We start from the raw sequence: 20,854 nt of genomic DNA on the forward strand, positions 1-20,854 counted from the left end.
CATTTGAGGTAAGTGGCTTACCCTATTTTTTAATGCGGTAACATGATCTTCATCAATAAAGTTTCAGTAATTACTGAAATTTCGATGTGGAGTATAACAAAGTCAACAGACGGTACAAGTAGAAATTAACAACACAAGGTTAAGTGTTGTTTAGCCGTTTGATAACAAACTGTAAAAAAACCAACTTATTAAAGCTAAGCCTTTAAAAGTAATACTGTATTTTATATAGCGAAAAGCAATGAAGAAAAAGAAAATAGCATAAAAATAGCGATTTAAAGCATACTTAGTCAGTAGCAATCAAAGCTTTAATACTGAACAAGGATTAGCCAAACGAGTGTAAATATAATATTCTACAGAATGTTAAAATAAAGAATAAAAGAGATAGTTATGCGCCTATATGCACTCGCCACAGCCCTTTTAGCATTAAGTACCTGTACATTCGCAAATACGATTGAAGACACCGCTGTAGCTGGCTTAGATAAACCTGCGATTTACTACGCCGATATAGAGCCACACTTAAAAAGCGCAGCAAAACACCCAAGCGTCACACTAAAACAAATCGGCACCTCTTTCCAAGGACAGGCACTTAACTCTCTTAAAATCGGCACCGGCCCAATCAAAGTGATGATGTGGAGCCAAATGCACGGCGACGAAAATACAGCAACTGCTGCATTAATGGATTTTTTAAGCTTTATAACCGCAGATGAAAACGCACAATGGCTAGAAAGCTGGCAACAGAAAATAACTCTTCTCATTATCCCTATGGTGAACCCAGACGGCGCCGCTGCTCAGACCCGACATAATGCACAAGGTATTGATTTAAATCGTGATGCAAAAGCCCTTCGCACAAAAGAAGGACAAATACTCATGGCCGCTGCAAATGAATTCAAACCTGATTTCGGCTTTAATTTACATGATCAGAATGCATATTACGGTGCCGGCAAAATGGGTAAACAAGCCACCATTTCAGTGCTTGCTCCCGCCTATAATGAAGCAAGAGAAATAAATAAAAGTCGTGGTGAGGCTATGCAATTTATTGCCCACTTAGCCAAAACGGTTGAATCAATGATCCCCGGGCACTTAGGCAAGTACAACGACAGTTACTCTTATCGCAGTTTTGGAGATACTTTCTCAGAAAAAGGTATCCGAACTATATTAATTGAATCAGGCGCTTACCCAAACGATCCAAATCGCCAAATAGCCCGTAAAGTTAACCGTGTTTTATATAAAAAGGCTATTGATTCAATAACTTCAGGAGAATGGCAAAGCGCTAAAATAACCCAATACCACGCTATTCCATTTAACGCTAAAGACAATTGGGTAGACTTACTAATAGACGATGTAACAGTAAAGAGTGAACTTGGTGATTACCAGATAGATATTGCAATAAACAACAAAGGACAGTCACCCATAATTAAAGAATTGGGTGATATAAGCAGTATCCGACAAGGTTACACCAGTTTAGATGCAAGCAACCTAAGCTTTAGAACCGGTAACAGCTTTGTTTTAAATGAGTCGATAATGCTTACAGAAAATAAATATAAAGAGCTTTTAAAACAAGGGTATAGTTGCTTTTCTGGCGATATTAATATGCTAGAAAACGCCACAAAATGGCCAGTTTACGCTTGCAAAAGTGTATTTACATCAATACCTTCACTTCATGCACCCGCCGCCTTTTTCTTACAAGCAAACGGCAAAAATAAGTACGCAGTTTTAGGGGCTGAGCTAATTAATTTAGATTAAACACGATTTAAGAGGACAGGCACTGTTAAAAGTGCCTGTTAAATCTCCAAATACCTTAATTTTGTTACCTAAAATAATCGTTGTTTAAGCAAACCACCCTATTAGCTCAATCTAATAATAAAAACCAAGAAAAAAAGTTTAGCTTTATGAGAATTGAGAGCACAACTTAACTGCAAGTGTTTGCAAAAAATAAAAGTCGAGAGAAATTTAAGATTAACTAGCAAGTAATAACTTGCAGCTTGTTAGGTTACTTCGTCGCTTACGAGCAGTTTTACTGCAATAACTTTCAATTGCATCTACTCGACCTGCAGCTCCATGAAATAAGTTTTCAAATTGGGTTGTTAGTGTTAACCATTTTTCCGGTTCGAAATTCAGCCTTTCAAGAATAGGAGGTAAATTATGCTCTATATATCCCGGCTTATCCGCGCTGATACAACGCCCTGTTTGCTCCACAAGTAACAGGTATGACTTTAACTCAAAAGCTATTCCCTTTGATTTATACTTGTTCATACCACCAATAAAACGAGCTAGTAACTTAGGTTGCTTTGACTCCTTCGCGCCCTGGCATCGCTTTTTAAAACTGGTATAGTCCGATTGCTCCGGCGTGCTCGCAGCTTTAGCACGAACAGGGTTTAAATCAACATAGGCCATACATGCTAAAAGTGCTGATTCATCAAGGAGCGCTTGGCTTTTGAAACGCCCTTCCCAAAAGTGACCTGTACACTCGTCTTCTTTATTTGCACGTCTGGCAATATATTCATTAAGCATTCGCATGAACCAACTAATGCTTGAAAGGCGCTTTCTATATTCTGCAACCTCTTTATTTAAGAATACTTTCTGACCATCACTTAGCGGCTCACCATAGAGAAATTTTTGGCCTAAAGGGGTCATTTTACTGAGCTTAAACCAGCGTAAAAGGATGGACTTATCGGTTAGCCTATTTGCTTTTTTATCATCAATATAAAGAACAAAATGCGTATGATTGCTCATCACTGCGTAAGCACACACATCAATACAAAATACCTTTGCAAGAGCAAGCAGGCGCTCTTCGACCCATCCTCGGCGGTGTTCATATGATTTACCAGTGAGTGCGTCTTCTCCACAAAGGTAAGCGCGTCTAACGCAACGGGATACGCAGTGATAATACTTGGTGTTCGACAAGCAGATTTGCCGCTTCCTTGCTAAAGCCATCGTTCACTCCTTGAACTGATAATTTGAAATGCATTAGCTGTAACTAAAGTTTAGACAAAATCTTCTTTGCTGCAAGAATAAGTTAACAAATAAAAGTGACTCTCCTTGTAAAATTCTGCAACTGTCCTTGTAAAATTCTGCAAGAAGAAGTTAACAGATAAAAGTGACTGTCCTTGTAAAATTCTGCAAGAATAAGTTAACAAATAAAAGTGACTGTCCTTGTAAAATTTAGGTATTAAAAAAGCGCCTTAGGCGCTTTTTTGTGGTTAAAGAATTTGATTCTCTTTCCAGACTTGTTCTTTTGCCATGCGTTTTTTACGCTTGTCACATGGGTCGTCGCAGTCGCAGGCTTTGTCTATACCAACAGCACCTAGGCCACCACAGCTACTGGCCATAGATTTCTTTTGCACTATCATGCCGACAGCCATCGCTGCCACAATTAAAATAAGTAGACCAAATGTAAGAAGAAAAAGTGACATTGCTTTGCCCCTATCGTCAGCAATTAAATCGAGCCCAACTAATTAGGCTGCATGTATTATAAACTGCTTCTTGCCCTGCTACAAATATGGTTTAAATGCAGGGCTTGAATAAGTTACTAAGCCATTGTCTGACTTACCAATTAAGTACACTGGTAAATCGTGCTCTTCGGCGTATTTCTGCGCCTTTTCCATGCCCATCACTGTGATAGCTGTCGCTAAACCATCTGCAGTCATCGCTGATGGGTGTAAAACGGTAACTGATACCAAATCATGGCGGCTCGGCATGCCTGTTACAGGGTCAATTAAGTGGCTATAGGTAACACCATCCATTTCGTAAAAAATCCTGTAATCACCTGATGTCGCAATACCATTAGTACCCGGCTCAATCACTTTATGTACTTTACGAACGCCAGGCTCAGCATCAGGCTGTTCAATAGCTATTTTCCAAGTGATGTCGTTTGGCTTAATACCCGATACACGCAGCTCACCGCCAATCTCAATCATATAATTAGTGAAGCCATGACTTTCAATCACTTGTGCTACTTTATCAATGCCATAACCTTTTGCTGTAGCAGAAAACGACAACTCTAAACCATCAATTGTTTTCATTAGACCAGCATCTGTAAGTTTAAGCTTATCAACACCAATTTTAGCAACCATTGCAGCCAAGGCTTCATCGCTTGGGCGTTTAGTCGGCTTTTTATCTGGACCAAAGCCCCACAAGTCAATTAGTGGCCCCATAGTCACATCTAACGTTTTTGTTGATTCACCAAGGCGGATTGATTCAGCGACCACGTTTCTAAAATCAGCGCTAACTGGCATTACCTGCCCTGCTGGTAACTGGTTGAACTGGTTAATTTCTGAATCAGGAATATAAGTCGACATAGATTGATTTACATCTTTAAGCACTTGCTTAATTTCAGGATGTAAATCAACACCTGCAACCTTTGAAGACTCTGCAAACACCTTAATATGATAAGTGGTGCCCATTGTCTTACCTTCAAAATAAAGCTCTTCAGCCTTATCAGCTTGGCTGCAGCCAGCCATGAGTAAAGTCATAGTTAATAGAAAAAAGGCCATCAAGCCTTGGCGATAAAACACTCTATTCATAGCATTCACCTTTTAGATACCACAGGGTTCGGTATAGAAATAAAAAAGCCTCGTAACACTGTGTGCTACGAGGCCTGTATTCTAACCAAAACTTATTGTTTTGTGTATGGTGTTAGCCACCGAAGTCATCTAATAAGATGTTTTCGTCTTCTACACCAAGATCTTTAAGCATGTTGATAACAGCCGCGTTCATCATTGGTGGACCACACATGTAGAACTCACAATCTTCTGGCGCTTCATGATCTTTCAAGTAGTTTTCATAAAGTACGTTATGGATGAAGCCTGTGTAACCTTCCCAGTTATCTTCTGGTTGTGGATCAGACAGTGCTGTATGCCATACGAAGTTATCGTTTTCTGCTGCTAAGCCGTCGAAATCTTCTACGTAGAACATTTCACGCTTAGAACGCGCACCATACCAGAAGCTCATCTTACGCTTAGATTGTAAACGCTTAAGTTGGTCAAAGATATGTGAACGCATTGGTGCCATACCTGCACCACCACCTACGAATACCATTTCTGCATCAGTGTCTTTCGCAAAGAACTCACCGAATGGACCAGAAATAGTCACTTTATCACCTTCTTTTAATGACCAAATGTACGAAGACATTTTACCACATGGAAGGCTTAGGTCTCTTGGCGGCGGCGTAGCGATACGCACGTTAAGCATGATAATGCCTTCTTCTTCTGGGTAGTTAGCCATAGAGTATGCACGAATTGTTTCGTCGTCTACTTTAGACTCCAGGTTGAAGAAACCGAAGTGGTTCCAGTCGCCACGATACTCTTCTGGAATATCGAAATCAGCGTATTTAACGTGGTGAGCTGGTGCTTCAATTTGAATATAACCACCGGCACGGAACGGTACTGACTCGCCATCAGGAATTTGTAACTTAAGTTCCTTGATGAACGTTGCTTTGTTATCGTTAGAGATAACTGTACAGTCCCACTTCTTAACACCGAAAATTGACTCTTCAAGTTCAATTTCCATGTCGTTCTTAACATTTACCTGACACGCTAAACGGCAGCCTTCACGAGCTTCACCTTTAGAGATGTGATCAAGTTCTGTTGGTAAGATATCGCCGCCACCTTCTTTGATGTGTACACGACACTGACCACAAGAGCCACCGCCACCACATGCAGATGAAACGAAGATACCTGAGTCAGATAGCGCACCTAATAGCTTGCTACCTGCAGATGTTTTAATAGCTTTTTCTGGGTCGCCATTAATTCCGATGATGATATCGCCGCTTGCTACTAATTTAGATTTAGCACCAATGATAACTAAAACTAAAATAACAACGATAGCGATGAAAACACCAACGCCTAAGAAAATCTCATTCATGATTTATCCTCGCTACCTATTAAAGTGAAATACCAGAGAATGACATAAAGCCAAGACCCATAAGACCAACAGTGATGAAAGTAATACCTAAACCACGTAAGCCATCAGGAACGTCTGAGTACTTCATTTTTTCACGGATACCAGCAAGTAAAGTAATTGCTAGTGCCCAGCCCACACCTGAACCGATACCATAAACAACAGACTCGCCGAAGTTATAGTTACGCTCAACCATGAAAGATACCGCACCGAAGATCGCACAGTTAACTGTGATCAGTGGTAAGAAGATACCTAACGCGTTGTAAAGTGCAGGGAAGAACTTATCTAATGCCATTTCAAGAATTTGTACAAGTGCTGCAATAACACCGATGAAAGTCAAGAAACGTAAGAAGCTAAGGTCTGCTTCTGGGTAGCCAAGCCACTCTAATGCACCTGGTGCAAGAACAGCGTGATAAACCAAGTTATTTACAGGTACAGAGATACCTAGTACCACGATAACTGCCACACCTAGGCCGATTGACGTTGTTACTTTCTTTGATACAGCAAGGAAAGTACACATACCTAGGAAGAAGGCTAAAGCTAAGTTTTCAATGAAAACTGCTTTTACAAATAAACTAATATAATGTTCCACTGCTCGCCCCTTACGCTTTTGCTTCTACTTGGTCTTTCTTGAAGGTACGAAGTACCCAGATGAATAAACCAATAATGAAGAATGCACTCGGTGGTAAAATCAATAGACCCATTGGTTGATACCAGCCACCATTTTGTACTAATGGAATAATATCAACACCGAATAGTGAACCTTTACCGAATAACTCACGGATGAAACCAACAGTTAGTAGTACTACTGAGTAGCCTAAACCGTTACCGATACCATCTAAGAAAGACATTAACGGTGGTGACTTCATTGCGTATGCTTCAGCACGACCCATTACGATACAGTTTGTAATGATTAGACCAACGAATACTGAAAGCTCTTTAGCAGTTGCATAAGAGAATGCTTGCAGTACTTGGTCAACAACGATTACAAGCGATGCGATGATCGTCATTTGCACGATGATACGTACAGATGATGGGATGTGGTTACGAATTGACGAAATAAACAAGCTAGAAAACGCAGTTACTAGTGTCAATGCGATTGACATGATTAGTGCATTTTTTAAGCTTGATGTTACCGCTAGCGCAGAACAAATACCTAGTACTTGTAATGCGATCGGGTTATTTGCGAATACCGGACCAAATAGGACCGACTTCATTTCTTTAGTATCAGCCATTATTTCAACGCTCCTTCACGTACTTTCGCAAGGAATGGACCAAAGCCATGCTCGCCAGTCCAGAAGTCAACTGTGTGATCAACACCGTTTGAAGTTAATGTTGCACCAGAAAGACCATCGATTTGATGTTCGTTCTTCGCACCGCTCTTCATGATATTGATTGGTAACTCTTTACCTTGCCATTTAGCAGTCCATTGTGGATTTTGGATTTCACCACCTAGACCTGGCGTTTCGTTGTGCTTGAAGAAGTTGATGTTTTTAACTGTTTCACCATCGCTTTCAAGCGCTAAGAAGCCGTACATTACACCCCAAAGGCCGTAACCTTGGATTGGTAAAATGATTGCATCGATAGAACCATCAGGTTTCTTCGAAATATATACAGGTGAATTTTTTGTCATACGCTGAATACCAGCGATGTCTTTAATTCCTTCTGCTTTCAACGCAAAGCTACGAGCTTGGTCGAATTTTGTTTTCTCGAAGTCAAATGAGTTAGGATCAGTACCTTCAACAAACTCACCTGTGTTCATGTCTACAACACGTGCTTCAATTTTTGAGTTAAAGGTATCTGACACAGTACCTGATACTTCAATGCCTGCAGCCGCTAAGATATTACGTTGGATATCTTGTGTTTTGTTAGCTTGCTGTAAAGGACGAAGCTGAACTGAAGCAAACGATACGATGATTGCACACACTAAACATAGTGCAACAACAACGGTTAGCGTTTTGCCGATTGATTCGTTATTACTAGACATTACGTGCCAACCTCCGCTTGATATTAGCTTGCACTACAAAGTGATCGAATAAAGGTGCAAATAAGTTAGCAAATAAGATTGCTAGCATCATACCTTCTGGGAATGCCGGGTTAACAACACGGATCATTACAACCATAAAGCCGATTAACGCACCGTAAGCGAACTTACCTTTGTCTGTGAATGATGCAGATACTGGGTCTGTTGCCATGAAGAACATACCAAATGCAAAACCACCAAGAACTAAGTGCCAGTGCCAAGGCATAGCAAATACAGCGTTGGTTTCTGAACCAATTGTATTTAGTAAGAATGCCGTTGCAACCATACCTAGGAATACACCTAGTACGATACGCCATGAAGCGATACGCACGTAAATTAGGAATAAACCACCGATTAATAGTGCTAGTGTTGACGTCTCACCCATAGAACCTTGAATGAAACCGTAGAATGCATTCCACCATAGCTCCATGTTGCTGTAATCAAGTGAACCAACAACAGCTTGGCCAAGCATAGTTGCACCAGAGAATGAATCTACTGCTGTCCATACTGTGTCACCTGAAATTTGCGCTGGGTATGCGAAGAATAAGAACGCACGACCGGCAAGAGCAGGGTTAAGGAAGTTACGACCTGTTCCACCAAAGATTTCTTTAGCGATTACAACACCAAACGTAATACCTAGTGCAACTTGCCATAAAGGAATAGTCGCAGGCAGGATGAGTGCGAATAATACAGATGTTACGAAGAAACCTTCATTTACTTCGTGCTTACGCACTGAAGCAAATAGTACTTCCCAGAAACCACCCACAGCAAAAGTTACTGCGTATATTGGTAGGAAGAAGCAGGCACCGTAAAACATTTTCGCGCCCCAACCAGAATCAGCAGTTAACTCACCACCGAATAATTGGAACAGACCAACTTGCCATGTGTTTGCTAGTTCAAAACCTTGCGCTAAAGCACCAGCGGCCTGATGACCGATGTTGAACATACCAAAGAACATTGCAGGGAACGTCGCCATCCACACTAAAATCATCATACGTTTTAGGTCGATGTTATCGCGAACGTGTGTTTTGCCTTTATTTACATAACCAGGCGTGTAAAAAATAGTCGCTGCAGCTTCGTAAAGCGCATACCATTTTTCGTGTTTACCACCCGGTTCAAAATGCGGCTCAATATCTTCTAGAAATTTCTTTAAACCCATCTCTCTAGCCTTCCTTCTCGATCGTAGTCAAGCAATCGCGTAGGATTGAACCGTACTCGTATTTACCTGGACAAACGAAGGTACATAATGCTAAATCTTCTTCATCAAGCTCTAGCGCACCTAACGAAATAGCACTATCAAGATCACGTGCGATTAAATCACGTAATAATAGTGTAGGTAGGATGTCTAAAGGCATAACACGCTCATAGCTACCAATTGGAACCATGGCACGCTTCGAACCACCTGTCGAAGTCGTCATGTCAAATAGACGGCTAGGAGCAAGGTGAGATAAGAAGGTACGTGTTACTGAGAACTTGTTAGCACCTGGTGCGATCCAACCGAATAGCTCTTTTTCGCGACCTTCAAGTAATACAGATACTTGAACATGGTAACGACCTAAGAACGCGTGTGGACCTTGAGAAATAGCGCCAGATAATACAGAACCAGAAATTACACGGTTATCACCGTCTTCTAATTCACCAGCAACTAAATCATCTAAAGATGCACCTAGCTGAGTTTTCACTAAGCGTGGGTTTTTAACACGAGGACCCGCAAGAGAAACAACACGATCTGTGAAGATTTCACCTGTTAGGAATAAATTACCAAACGCGATTACGTCTTGGTAACCTAAGTGCCAAACCTGCTTGCTTGCAGAAACTGGGTCTAAGTTATGAATGTGTGTACCAACAAGACCTGCCGGATGCTTGCCACCAAACTCATGTACTTCTACTTGAGGGATTGATGAACTAGGCACTTGGCTACCTGCTTGTTTACAAACAAATACTTTGCCGTCAGTTAAACGAGATACCACAGCTAAACCTGCTTCAAATGCTTGAGTGTTTTCAGCAATGATTACTGCAGGATCTGCAGCTAGCGGGTTAGTGTCGATAGCCGTTACAAAGATAGAGCTAGGATTTGCATCCAAAGCAGCTACTCTGCTGAATGGGCGAGCACGTAGTGCTGTCCATTGACCTGACTGAACTAGTACTTCTTTAACTTTTTCACGGTCTAAGCCCGAAAGCTCGTCGGCCTTGAAAGAGTCAAAGGTGATTTGCTCACTGCCATTAACTTCAATAACAACAGATTGCAGCACACGTTTAGCACCACGATTAATTTCTTTAACTACCCCAGAAGCTGGTGCAGTAAATAAGACGCCTGGGTTCTTTTTGTCTTCAAAAAGTACCTGGCCTTTTTTGACTTGGTCATCCACGCGAACATGCATGGTTGGACGCATACCAATATATTCTTCACCTAGCACAGCTACACGTTTGACGGCAGAACCATCGTGAATAACTTGCTGAGGTGCGCCCTCTATCGGTAAATCCAGACCTTTTTTTATGTTGATCATACGCACTTGCATTACATTAACGGAAAGAAACTGAAAAATCGTACCAACCACGTCGCCATTTGATATGCTCAAGTTAAACTCTAAGTATCAAAGAATAGCCTGTTTAACACCCCAAACAAGCAACGCAGTAAACTCCTCACATATATTGCCCGAATTTTAACATCAATCAGGGTGACTATGCGAGAGCAAATATGAAATTTATACGACAGATACGGTTATTTAGACTACAAAAACCTTTTGAATAAAATTCAATATAGACCAAAGTGCTATTGATGATGTTTTATTTTCATCCAGAAACAAAAAAGTCGCTTAAAAAAGCGACTTTTCAAAATCAAGTTTGTTCAGCGATTAATCGATTAGTTGTGAAATCGCAACATCAGGTTTCACATCTTGCTCGTAATCTACACTGTCGATACCAAAACCGAATAAACGTAAAAATTCATTGTGGTAACCCACGTAATCCGTTAATTCGTCAATCGTATCTGTATCTACTGTATCCCAAACATGTTGTACACGAGCTTGAACATCATCTTCTAACTCTTTGTAGTTTTGGAATAAATGACCACCTTCGTCAAAACGTGGTGTTTCACCGTAAAGGTTTTCAGTAAATAGTGAATGAATTTGCTCAATGGTACCTTCGTAAGTACCGTCTGCTTTCATTACTTTGAATAAAGCAGAGATATATAAAGGCATAATTGGAATTGCCGAGCTTGCTTGTGTCACAACAGCATTTAATGAAGAAACATACGCTTCACCATTTAAGCCTTTTGTAGACTCTTTGATTGCTTGAGTTGCACGGTCAAGATCTTCTTTCGCTTTACCAATTGTCGCATGACCGTAAATTGGCCACGTTAACTCTTTACCGATATAAGTGTAAGCTGTTGTTTTGAAGTTATCAGCTAGCACATCCGCTTCTTTTAGTGCGTCAATCCACATTTCCCAATCTTCACCGCCCATTACTTTAATTGTATTGTCGATGTCTTCTTGGCTTGCTGCTTCAACTGTTACTTCATCAATCACACGCTTTGAAGTGTTTAGGTTCTTCGTTGTGATATCAGAGCCAATAGGCTTAAGTGTTGATGAGTAAGTCTCACCTGTATTTGGATCAGTACGACGAGGTGACGCAAGGCTGTAGATAACTAAATCAATTTTACCTAAATCAGCTTTGATAGTATCAATTGCTTTTTGCTTGATTTCGTTAGAAAACGCATCGCCATTGATATTTTTAGACCATAAACCTGCTTCTTCAGCGGCTGTTTGGAATGCTGCTGTGTTGTACCAACCTGCCGAACCCGTTTTACGTTCACTACCTTCTTTTTCAAAGAAAATACCTAACGTTTTAGCACCGCCACCAAATGCAGCCGTGATACGTGATGCTAGGCCGTAACCTGTTGACGCACCAATCACTAATACATTCTTAGGTGCATTGCTCAGTGGTCCTTGCGCTTTCACATAATTAATTTGTTCTTGTACGTGCTCAGCACACCCTACTGGATGCGCGTTAGTGCAGATAAATCCACGAATTTTCGGCTTAATGACCATTGATCATCCTATATCTATCACAATAAAAATTAGCGCTAGTTTAAAGGCTAATAGTTAAAATACAGGTCTGATCAGTAAAACTTTTCAGACCCACTTAAATCTTTCGAGCTTAAAACACCCAAGTAACAAGCTGTTTTGAGTGACTGTCCTGCTAACTTTGAGTGACTGTCCCGCTAATTTAGTCGAACTTTGAGCCACCTAAGCATTTTGGTGATTCAGGAGCCTGTCCTTGTTGTTCACTAAACTCTTCTGGAGTAAATGTGTGAATCGCTAATGCATGAATGTGGTTTGCTAATTCATCTTTTAATAGCTCATTAATTTGACGGTGACGGGCAAGCAAACGTTTACCTGCAAATTCTTCGCTCACAACCACCACTTTAAAATGCGATTCGGTTCCACGGCTATGCATATGGCTTTCATTGACAACATTCAGGTGTTTACATTCGATACCCGCAGCAAGCTTTTGCTCAATTTGTTGTTGCATTGACATGTGTCATAGACCTTTAATAAGAAAATAATTGGCAGCTACTATATCAAGGGCATGACTCATTTTGCCAATGATTTTATATGATTGAACGAAAGGTAAGGTTAATTCGAGGGTGTTTGAGTCTTTGCTGCTTTGGCAAACTATGCTGATAATCGCGCTGGCTAAAACCATTCATTATTAAACAGCTGCCACTTTGCAGTACAATGCTATGCTGTTCATTATTATGTTTGTGCTTTATTTTAAATACCCGTTCGGCCCCTAGTGATACAGAAGCAATTGTTGGTTGCTCCCCAAGTTCTTTCTCATCGTCACTATGCCAGCCCATGCAATCGTGACCATCTCGATATAAATTAACTAATAAGGCATTGAATGGAATAGCCAGTGTTTTGGATAAACGCTTGCGCATAGCATCAAGCACATCCGGCCAAGGCTCAACGATTAATTTTGAACCCGAGTAACCATAATTTACATTTTGGTCAGCAATAAAGCATTGCAAACGTGGGATCACATGGCTTTTCCCGTACACTTTTATAGTTGGTTGCTGCCAATTAAGTTGCTGCTGAAGATAGTAAAATAACTCAAGGCTTTTTTGTGCACTCAATGCATTAGCTTGGTAAGAAAAACCATCAGGTAAATGATTAGGGTTGGTGTTTGGCTGTTGCATGTTAGAATTTACCTATACATTAATACATTCGTAAAATCATGATGACCACCCAAGCACAGCTCGGTGATAACACCTATACCCTAGAACGCTTTCCGTTAGATCAAAAAAATCGCAGTCTTCAAGCGTGGGACTCAGGCGATGAGTACCTTATTAATTATGTACAAGAGCACTATCCAGATGCAAATTCAATCCTGATACTCAATGACAGCTTTGGCGCTTTAGCCTGTGCCTTTAATACGTTAACAGTTTATTCAGTTAACGACTCGTATATTGGCCATCAAGCTACCCGCTATAATTTACAAGCTAATGAGTTATCAACAGATTCTTTAACGCAACTGGACTCATTAGCTGCGTTACCTAGTCAGGTTGATTTAGTGATATTAAAAGTGCCACGCAATTTAGGCTACCTTCAGCATCAACTTGCCGCAATCAGTGCAGCTTTACCTGCCGACATTGATGTTATTGCTGCTGGAAAAACAAAAGACATTCATAACTCAACAATTAAGGCTTTTAGTCAGTATATCGGTGAAACCTCAACCAGCTTAGCTGTTAAAAAGTCCCGCTTAATCATCAGTAAAACCAGTGGTCTTAATAAAGTCGCTCCCTTCCCTGTTAACTGGCCACTTGAAGGCAGTGAGTTTGAAATACAAAACCATGCCAATGTTTTTTCTCGGGACTCATTAGATATTGGCGCGCGTTTTTTCTTTAATTATTTACCACAAACAAGCAAAGCCCGCAGCATCATTGATTTAGGCTGTGGCAATGGTGTTGTTGGCTTAATGACCTTAAAGCGTTGCCCTAAAGCCCATGTAACCTTCGTTGATGAATCGTTTATGGCCGTTGAATCAGCTAAATTAAACGTCGCTCACAATCTACCAGAGCAATTAGCACAGTGTGAATTTGTTCAAAACGATTGTTTAACCGATTTTCAACCTAATAGTGTTGATCTTGTTTTATGTAATCCGCCATTCCACCAAGCTCAAGCGGTAACCGACCACATTGCTTGGCAAATGTTCAAACAGGCAAAACAAACCTTAAAGCAAGGTGGTGAATTAAGAATTATTGGTAATCGCCATCTAGACTATCATGAAAAATTAAAACGCATGTTCGGCAATTGTAAGTTACTTGGGTCTAATAAAAAGTTTGTCGTACTAAGTGCTACAAAGAATAATTAATGGAGTTAACTTAATGAAAAAATTACTTCCTTTATGTTTGCTAGCTGCACTTACTGCGTGTAGCAACCAGCCAAATCAGTTAATTTTGAATCCTGTTTATCAAGGCGGCAAAATTTCAACTATTAACAGCAATGTTAGCACGAGTGTAATTGATTTACGTGGCGACAACGTGACCTTAAAAATCATTGAATCAGATAAAATCAAAACGCTTGCCAGCCCCGGTATTGCAGATTCAGTGAAAAGCACCTTAGACAGTGCGTTAAGTCGTAATGGAGCAAATGTTTCAAACCTATCAACAACGCGTTTTGAATTAGATATTCATAAACTACAAGCAGTTGTTACAGAAAAAATGATGACCCATAGCAGCAATGCAACAATTGAGTTTGGTATCCGAGTGGTCAAAAATGCGAGCACTTTCAATAAAATTTACCAAGGTAATGCAGCTCTTGAAGGACCACTAAGACATGACCGTGCAAAAATAGAAGGTCAGCTGAATAAGTTGACTGAACAAATAATTACCCGCATTGTATCTGACCCAGAATTAATCGCCTATTTAGAAGGTTAACTATGAAGCGTATTTTATTACTTAGTTTTATATTGTTTTTTGCTCACAGTTCATTCGCAGCGACTGAGGGTAAATTTATTCAAAAAGATAACATGTTTCCACGCGTAGAAATTGTCACTACGCTTGGCAGTATTGTGGTCGAAATGGATCGTTCACGCGCACCAATTACAGTAAACAACTTTCTAACTTACGTTGCCGATGGTAGCTATCAAGGGAGTGTATTTCACCGTGTTGAACGTGATGAAGATAACGAACGTGATTTTGTTATTCAAGGCGGTGGTTACGATAAAGACTATGATGGCCTGTACGAAGGTGACCCAATTTTTAATGAGAGTGGCAACGGTTTAAAGAACGATATGTACAGTATTGCTATGGCATACCAAGACCGTCAACCTCACTCAGGTACTCGCCAGTTTTTCTTTAACATGGATGATAACGATCACCTTAATCCTGGTCGAGACTGGGGCTTTGCCGTATTCGGTATGGTAATGGATGGCTATGAGACACTAGACAAAATAATGCGTGTCGAAACAGCTTTCAACGAAAAAATCGGTTACAGCTTTGTACCAAAAACACCTGTTGTTATCTTAAACGTAAAAGTGCTAGACGCTAACCAATAATAAATAGGGGCGCACGCCCCTAAAACTGGCAACACTATGACAAAAACCCTTTCTATTTCAGAGTATTTCTCGTACTTCAAAGATAAACGTTTAATCAATATTTTTATTTTTGGTATCAGCAGTGGCTTTCCTTGGGTATTAATTGGCTCTGTTATGTCGGCCTGGCTAAAAGACGAAGGCTTAAGCCGCAGTATGATTGGATTATTTGGCATCGTGTTTGGTGCGTATAGCATTAACTTTTTATGGTCACCGCTCGTTGACCGGGTAAAGTTACCTGTTTTATTTAACTGGCTAGGCCAGCGCCGTAGTTGGATTTTACTTTGCCAGTCAGTGATTTTTATTGGCACCTTTTCACTTGCTGGGCTCGATATCAAAGCCAACCTCTGGTTTGCAGCCGCACTATGTTTAATTATTGCAATAGCTTCTGCGACTCAAGATATTGCCATTGATGCGTTTCGTATCGACACTTTAGCCGAAAATGAAAGTCATAAAACCACAGCAGCGGCCGCAATGGCCACCTCAGGTTGGTGGAGTGGTTATGCCTTATTGGGCGCCCTACCATTTTATATGGCTGACATCCCTTCAATTGATTGGCCGCAGGTCTACTTTTTCTTGTCTGTGGTGATGCTGCTATTGATGAGTAGTGTATTGTGGGCAAAAGAGCCAGAATCAAACCGCGAAGCAGTTCAGGCTGAGCTTGAACAAAACTATCAACAAAAGCTTGCTGATAGCACACAAACCCGCTTTGCTAAAATGGTTGCCTGGCTTGCTGTAACCGTTTTTGACCCCTTTAGAACCTTCTTTGCCCGTAATGGCGTAAAAACAGCTTTAGCTTTATTAGCCTTTATTTTCTTATTTAAAATCGGTGAAGCCTTTTTAGGACGAATGTCTATCGTGTTTTATAAAGAAGTGGGCTTTTCAAATAGTGACATAGCTACCTTCTCAAAAGTGGGTACTGCAGTGCTTACCATTGCTTTCACCTTTTTGGGTAGCTTATTCAATCAACGCTACGGCATTGTAAAAGGCTTGTTTATTAGCGGTATTGCGATGGCAGCTTCAAACCTAGCTTTTGCGTGGATAGCAATTGCAGGCCCTAAACTGAGCCTTTACGCGTTTGCTATTATTATTGATGGTTTTACCCAAGCTTGGTCACTGGTTGCCATGGTGGCGTTCATATCAATGTTATGCGATAGAGCATTTAGTGCGACCCACTATGCACTACTTGCTTCGTTAGGTAATTTAGGAAGAACCTTACTGTCGAGCTACAGCGGCGTGGTTATTGATGACTGGTTAGGGGGGAATTGGGCGATGTTCTTTGTGCTAACAGCACTAATGGTGATCCCATCACTGGTATTTTTATTCTTAATTCGCCATAAGCTTTATGCGTTAGAAAACAACTATCATCAAAACAATTAACATATTTAATACGTATGTGATTAAAGATAGAGAAATGCAAGGGAGAGGTTTTAATAGTGCTTCCTTGCACTATTTGTATTACTTTAAAAGCGGCGTTTCGCTTTTAGTAATGAATAATTAAGCGTCTTTAAGCAAGTTAAGACCTTCGTACGGGTCAACTTCTAAAGCGTCGCAATAACGCATGAATTCAATAACATCTAAACGACGTTCTTGGTTTTCAATTTTACCAATGAAAGAATGCGGCGTACCTAAAACCTGTGCAAGGCTGCGCATTGTGTGTCCTTTCTCATGACGTTTAGTTTTAAGCCATTTCGTTAGTTTCGAGTTTTCTTCAGAAGAAACTGTTTTACCCATCATAAAATACATCTCCTACTAGATGATTCAAGTTAATAATTTAAGAGTGAAATTTGCCCGTCTCACTCTTGGACACATTATATACTAATAATTTTCACTTTGAATGATTAATTATACAAATGTCCACTTTTTAGGTATGGACCGTTTTAGTATACAAACCTAAGTGTAGCTAAAATTAAAGCATGTGCTCTATAGTTAACTGGTTAACTGTACCAAAAAATTGATCAATTGGAAGTGTAACAAGATGAAAGTATCGCTTTAAATTCTACATATTTATGCTTAAAGTGTATGTAAATACTGAAAAAGGCTAGGAAATGTTTCGTATATTATTTTTGTTGCCAATTGTACTGTGTGTAGCATGGTACCTGTTTTTAAAACACAATCGTGTACCAATTAAGCAAGGCAAGAAAGGGTTTGTGTATATTTTAATCGCCTCTGCGTTAGTTTTAGGCTTCTTTTTACTGATGATTAAAGTGACCCAACACTAGGGTCACTCATTTTTAATTAATCAGTAACGAATTTACCGATTACCGACGACGATCTCGTAACATCAATAAGCAAGGCGTAAGTACCAGTGTCAACACAGTAGCAAATGTTAATCCACCAGCAACAGCCGTTGCCAATTGCACCCACCACTGGGTAGATGGCGCACCAAAATCAATATGACGGTTAAATAAGTCGATATTTACTTGCAGTACCATCGGCATTAATCCCAAAATTGTGGTCACGGTAGTTAACAGTACCGGACGTAAACGCTGAGCACCTGTTCGCAAAATAGCATCCTTTGCTGCCAGACCTTGACTGCGTAAAACATTATAGGTATCAATCAGTACAATATTGTTATTAACCACAATACCAGCAAGCGAGATAACCCCAATACCTGACATCACAATACCAAACGGCTGCTGTAATACGATTAAACCTAAGAGCACACCCACAGTTGAAAATAGCACAGCACTTAAAATCAAAAATGCTTGATAAAAGCTATTAAATTGCGTCACCAAAATGATACCCATCACAAATAGAGCAACCACAAAAGCCTGCTCAAGGAAGGCTTCTGATTCATCTTGATCTTCTGTTTCACCGCGCACTTTTATTTTCACGCGCGGATCTAGCCCTTGCTCCTCTAACTGCGCTTGTAAGCGCGGCAACGCTTTGGCAAGTTGTTCACCCGGTTTCATGTCAGCATTAACGGTAACAACGCGCTGAGAGTCAACACGGCGGATAGTATCGACTTTAGGAGCTGCTTGACGCTCAACAAAGTGACTAATTGGCACTTGCCCATGCATAGTTTTTACACGCAGCGTTTCAAGTCGTCCTAAATCTCGCTTGTCATGAGGAAAGCGTACGCGAATATCAATCTCGTCATCAACATCATCTGGGCGGTATTCCCCTAGTTTTAAACCATTGGTAATAAGCTGAACATTGGCCCCTAGCATGCTGGCATCCGCACCAAAACGAGCCGCATCCGAACGATTCAATTTAAGTTGCCACTCGATACCTGGTTTTGAAGCACTGTCATCTACATTTCGAAACGCACCATCACTCTCTATGGCTTGCCTTACTCGTTTTGCTTCACTGTTAAGCACATCAACAAACCGAGAGCTCAGTTCAATACTTAACGCTTTACCACCACCTGGGCCGTTTTCATCTTTACGAAGTTCAATTTCGACACCGGCATAACTTGCCGTGATTTCGTTAACTTGACTGATTATATCTTCGGCAGGTGGACGTTCATCCCAATCTTTTAGATTCATTCTAAACGTGCCCACCTGATCTTTACCGCCAGTACGAGCATACAAAGTTTTAATACCTTCCACTTTTAAAATGCGTGACTCAATATCTTTCATGATCATGTCTTTTTCAAAAATAGATAAGTCACTGTAAGAGCGTACTTTGATATTGACGCCATTTGGCTCAACATCAGGAAAGAATTCAACGCCTAGTTTAGAAACCGCAAATGCAAAGAACACCAAAATAGAAAACACAATTGCAGCAGCAAGGCTCCACCAAGGGCGCTCTGTTGCATAATCAAGCACTCGAATATAACGCCCAAGCATCCCTTTAATTTGTGTTAAGTCACCAGACTCAGCTAACTCTAAATCATGTTTTTGCTGCTCTGAAAGCGGCCTTGATTTCCCTATTAATCCACCAATGGTTGGCACAAACACCAATGCCATAAGTAATGATGCAGTCAAGGTGGCAATAAGCGTAATCGGCAAGTATTTCATAAACTCGCCCATCATTCCCGGCCAAAATATTAGCGGTGCAAAGGCCGCTAAGGTCGTTGCCGTAGAAGCGATAATTGGCCACGCCATACGCTCAGCAGCTAGTTTATAAGCAGCCTTGCGCGGTTTGCCTTCACTCATTGCTCTGTCAGCAAACTCACTAACAACAATTGCGCCATCCACCAGCATACCGACAGCCATGATAAGTGCAAAAAGCACCACGATATTCACCGTTAAACCAAACACAGAGATCACTAAAATCCCGGTTAAGAATGAACCCGGAATGGCAATACCTACCAGAAATGCCGTGCGCGCACCAAGTACCGCTACAATTACAATAACTACCAACAATACAGCAGACAGCACATTATTTTGCAGATCAGAGAGCATCATTTTCACGTCTTTTGACATGTCGCCGGTGTAATCAACTTGTATATGGTCAGGCCAAATTTTCTTGGCCTCATTCACCACTTTTTTAACTTGATCGACCGTATCAATAATATTTTCACCAGCACGTTTTTTTACTTCCAGCGAAACCGCGTGGCGGCCATTAATACGTGCGATTGAAGTTGGGTCTTTATACGCTCGACGAATTTTTGCTACGTCCATAAAACGCACCACCCTATCGCCAACGACTTTCACGGGTTGCTCCATCACATCCTGAATCGTCTCAAATACCGACGGGATTTTTACAGCGAAGCGCCCTTTACCAGTATCAAGTGTACCGGCAGCAACTAAGCGGTTGTTATTTGATAGCAGTTGAATGATGTCATTCGGTTCTAGGCCATAAGAAATCATCGCCAATGGATCGACCTCAATTTCGACCATATCCTCGCGGTCACCACCTACATCAACTTCTAATACGCTAGAAATGCTTTCTAGTTCATCTTTAAGATTACGGGCAAGAGTTAGTAAACCTCGCTCTGGCGCATCACCGGATAACGTTAATGTGATTGTTGGCTGCTGATCTTCCATCAAGATTTCATGAACTTCTGGCTCTTCTGATTCAGAAGGCAGCTTTGCCTTAGCTAAACTAACTTTATCTCGTACATCAGCTAAGGCTTCTTTGGGATCCATACCCGCGATAAACTCAAGGGTCACAGAGGCATGCCCCTCACTTGCCACCGCAGACATTTCTTTTACGCCTTCAATTGAGCGAAGCTCAATCTCCATCGGTCTAACTAATAGCCGCTCAGCATCTTCAGGGGAAATACCGTCATGAATAATCGACACATAAATAAAAGGAATGGTGACATCAGGATTCGCTTCTTTAGGGATGGTTTGATATGTCACCCAGCCCGAGATCAACAACAAGATGAAAATAGATAATACTGTACGCGTGTGAGTCAACGACGCTTCGATTAAGTTTTTCATA

The 20,854-nt window shown here is 40.8% G+C and carries 20 protein-coding genes; 6 read left to right on the top strand and 14 right to left on the bottom strand.

Features of this window, described 5'->3' with window-relative positions; translation table 11 throughout:
• Positions 1-387 precede the first annotated feature (387 nt).
• Entirely contained in the window at positions 388-1,743 is a 1,356-nt protein-coding gene (locus KQP93_RS13400) for a M14 family zinc carboxypeptidase (protein ID WP_217874795.1), read from the top strand.
• A 213-nt stretch (positions 1,744-1,956) separates the two neighbouring features.
• On the opposite strand, the gene KQP93_RS13405 is transcribed toward KQP93_RS13400, so the two are convergent.
• The 12 genes from KQP93_RS13405 to KQP93_RS13460 all read right to left on the bottom strand — a co-directional run bounded on the left by KQP93_RS13405 (position 1,957) and on the right by KQP93_RS13460 (position 13,121).
• Entirely contained in the window at positions 1,957-2,934 is a 978-nt protein-coding gene (locus tag KQP93_RS13405; protein ID WP_217874796.1) for a transposase, read from the bottom strand.
• A 266-nt stretch (positions 2,935-3,200) separates the two neighbouring features.
• Positions 3,201-3,413 (bottom strand): (Na+)-NQR maturation NqrM, encoded by a 213-nt coding sequence (gene nqrM, locus KQP93_RS13410; protein WP_055020649.1) that lies wholly within the window; start codon positions 3,411-3,413, stop codon positions 3,201-3,203.
• A 78-nt stretch (positions 3,414-3,491) separates the two neighbouring features.
• Positions 3,492-4,523, bottom strand: coding sequence for an FAD:protein FMN transferase (locus tag KQP93_RS13415; protein WP_217874797.1), 1,032 nt, complete (start codon positions 4,521-4,523; stop codon positions 3,492-3,494).
• A gap of 112 nt (positions 4,524-4,635) precedes the next feature.
• Positions 4,636-5,862 (bottom strand): NADH:ubiquinone reductase (Na(+)-transporting) subunit F, encoded by a 1,227-nt coding sequence (gene nqrF / locus KQP93_RS13420; RefSeq protein ID WP_217874798.1) that lies wholly within the window; start codon positions 5,860-5,862, stop codon positions 4,636-4,638.
• A 19-nt stretch (positions 5,863-5,881) separates the two neighbouring features.
• Positions 5,882-6,490, bottom strand: coding sequence for an NADH:ubiquinone reductase (Na(+)-transporting) subunit E (gene nqrE, locus KQP93_RS13425; protein ID WP_016708692.1), 609 nt, complete (start codon positions 6,488-6,490; stop codon positions 5,882-5,884).
• A gap of 10 nt (positions 6,491-6,500) precedes the next feature.
• Positions 6,501-7,133, bottom strand: a complete 633-nt coding sequence (locus tag KQP93_RS13430) for an NADH:ubiquinone reductase (Na(+)-transporting) subunit D (protein ID WP_054554281.1) — start codon at positions 7,131-7,133, stop codon at positions 6,501-6,503.
• Entirely contained in the window at positions 7,133-7,885 is a 753-nt protein-coding gene (locus tag KQP93_RS13435; RefSeq protein ID WP_217874799.1) for a Na(+)-translocating NADH-quinone reductase subunit C, read from the bottom strand. Before KQP93_RS13435 ends, KQP93_RS13430 begins: the two co-directional genes overlap by 1 nt.
• Complete coding sequence (locus KQP93_RS13440) at positions 7,878-9,080, bottom strand: NADH:ubiquinone reductase (Na(+)-transporting) subunit B (RefSeq protein ID WP_054554279.1); 1,203 nt, start codon at positions 9,078-9,080, stop codon at positions 7,878-7,880. The genes KQP93_RS13435 and KQP93_RS13440 overlap by 8 nt, the downstream gene beginning before the upstream one ends.
• A 4-nt stretch (positions 9,081-9,084) precedes the next feature.
• Positions 9,085-10,428, bottom strand: a complete 1,344-nt coding sequence (locus KQP93_RS13445) for a Na(+)-translocating NADH-quinone reductase subunit A (protein ID WP_217876793.1) — start codon at positions 10,426-10,428, stop codon at positions 9,085-9,087.
• Positions 10,429-10,776: 348 nt separating this feature from the next.
• Positions 10,777-11,970 carry an enoyl-ACP reductase FabV gene (gene fabV / locus KQP93_RS13450; RefSeq protein ID WP_217874800.1) on the bottom strand — a complete coding sequence of 398 codons (1,194 nt, stop codon included), beginning with the start codon at positions 11,968-11,970 and terminating at the stop codon, positions 10,777-10,779.
• A 178-nt stretch (positions 11,971-12,148) separates the two neighbouring features.
• Positions 12,149-12,460, bottom strand: a complete 312-nt coding sequence (locus KQP93_RS13455; protein WP_217874802.1) for a BolA family protein — start codon at positions 12,458-12,460, stop codon at positions 12,149-12,151.
• 73 nt (positions 12,461-12,533) lie between these two features.
• On the bottom strand, positions 12,534-13,121 hold the full coding sequence (locus KQP93_RS13460) for an alpha-ketoglutarate-dependent dioxygenase AlkB family protein (protein WP_217874803.1): 588 nt from the start codon (positions 13,119-13,121) through the stop codon (positions 12,534-12,536).
• Positions 13,122-13,162: 41 nt separating this feature from the next.
• On the opposite strand from KQP93_RS13460, the gene KQP93_RS13465 reads away from it, so the two are divergent.
• From KQP93_RS13465 to KQP93_RS13480, 4 genes are read left to right on the top strand one after another with little or no spacing between them, the layout of a single operon-like run.
• Entirely contained in the window at positions 13,163-14,296 is a 1,134-nt protein-coding gene (locus KQP93_RS13465; protein WP_217876794.1) for a methyltransferase, read from the top strand.
• A gap of 13 nt (positions 14,297-14,309) precedes the next feature.
• Entirely contained in the window at positions 14,310-14,861 is a 552-nt protein-coding gene (locus KQP93_RS13470) for a YajG family lipoprotein (RefSeq protein WP_217874804.1), read from the top strand.
• Positions 14,862-14,863: 2 nt separating this feature from the next.
• Positions 14,864-15,481 carry a peptidylprolyl isomerase gene (locus tag KQP93_RS13475; protein WP_217874805.1) on the top strand — a complete coding sequence of 206 codons (618 nt, stop codon included), beginning with the start codon at positions 14,864-14,866 and terminating at the stop codon, positions 15,479-15,481.
• A 36-nt stretch (positions 15,482-15,517) separates the two neighbouring features.
• Positions 15,518-16,897, top strand: coding sequence for an AmpG family muropeptide MFS transporter (locus KQP93_RS13480; protein ID WP_217874806.1), 1,380 nt, complete (start codon positions 15,518-15,520; stop codon positions 16,895-16,897).
• Positions 16,898-17,014: 117 nt separating this feature from the next.
• Here the strand turns inward: KQP93_RS13480 and KQP93_RS13485 are convergent, their stop codons facing one another.
• Entirely contained in the window at positions 17,015-17,254 is a 240-nt protein-coding gene (locus KQP93_RS13485) for a helix-turn-helix domain-containing protein (protein WP_054562310.1), read from the bottom strand.
• Positions 17,255-17,565: 311 nt separating this feature from the next.
• Here KQP93_RS13485 and KQP93_RS13490 point away from each other — a divergent pair, with 311 nt between their 5' ends.
• Positions 17,566-17,739, top strand: a complete 174-nt coding sequence (locus KQP93_RS13490; RefSeq protein ID WP_217874807.1) for a hypothetical protein — start codon at positions 17,566-17,568, stop codon at positions 17,737-17,739.
• Between the two features lie 39 nt (positions 17,740-17,778).
• On the opposite strand, the gene KQP93_RS13495 is transcribed toward KQP93_RS13490, so the two are convergent.
• Complete coding sequence (locus tag KQP93_RS13495; RefSeq protein ID WP_217874808.1) at positions 17,779-20,853, bottom strand: efflux RND transporter permease subunit; 3,075 nt, start codon at positions 20,851-20,853, stop codon at positions 17,779-17,781.
• Position 20,854 lies beyond the last annotated feature (1 nt).

This window comes from Pseudoalteromonas shioyasakiensis, from assembly GCF_019134595.1.
Classification (GTDB): domain Bacteria; phylum Pseudomonadota; class Gammaproteobacteria; order Enterobacterales; family Alteromonadaceae; genus Pseudoalteromonas; species Pseudoalteromonas shioyasakiensis_A.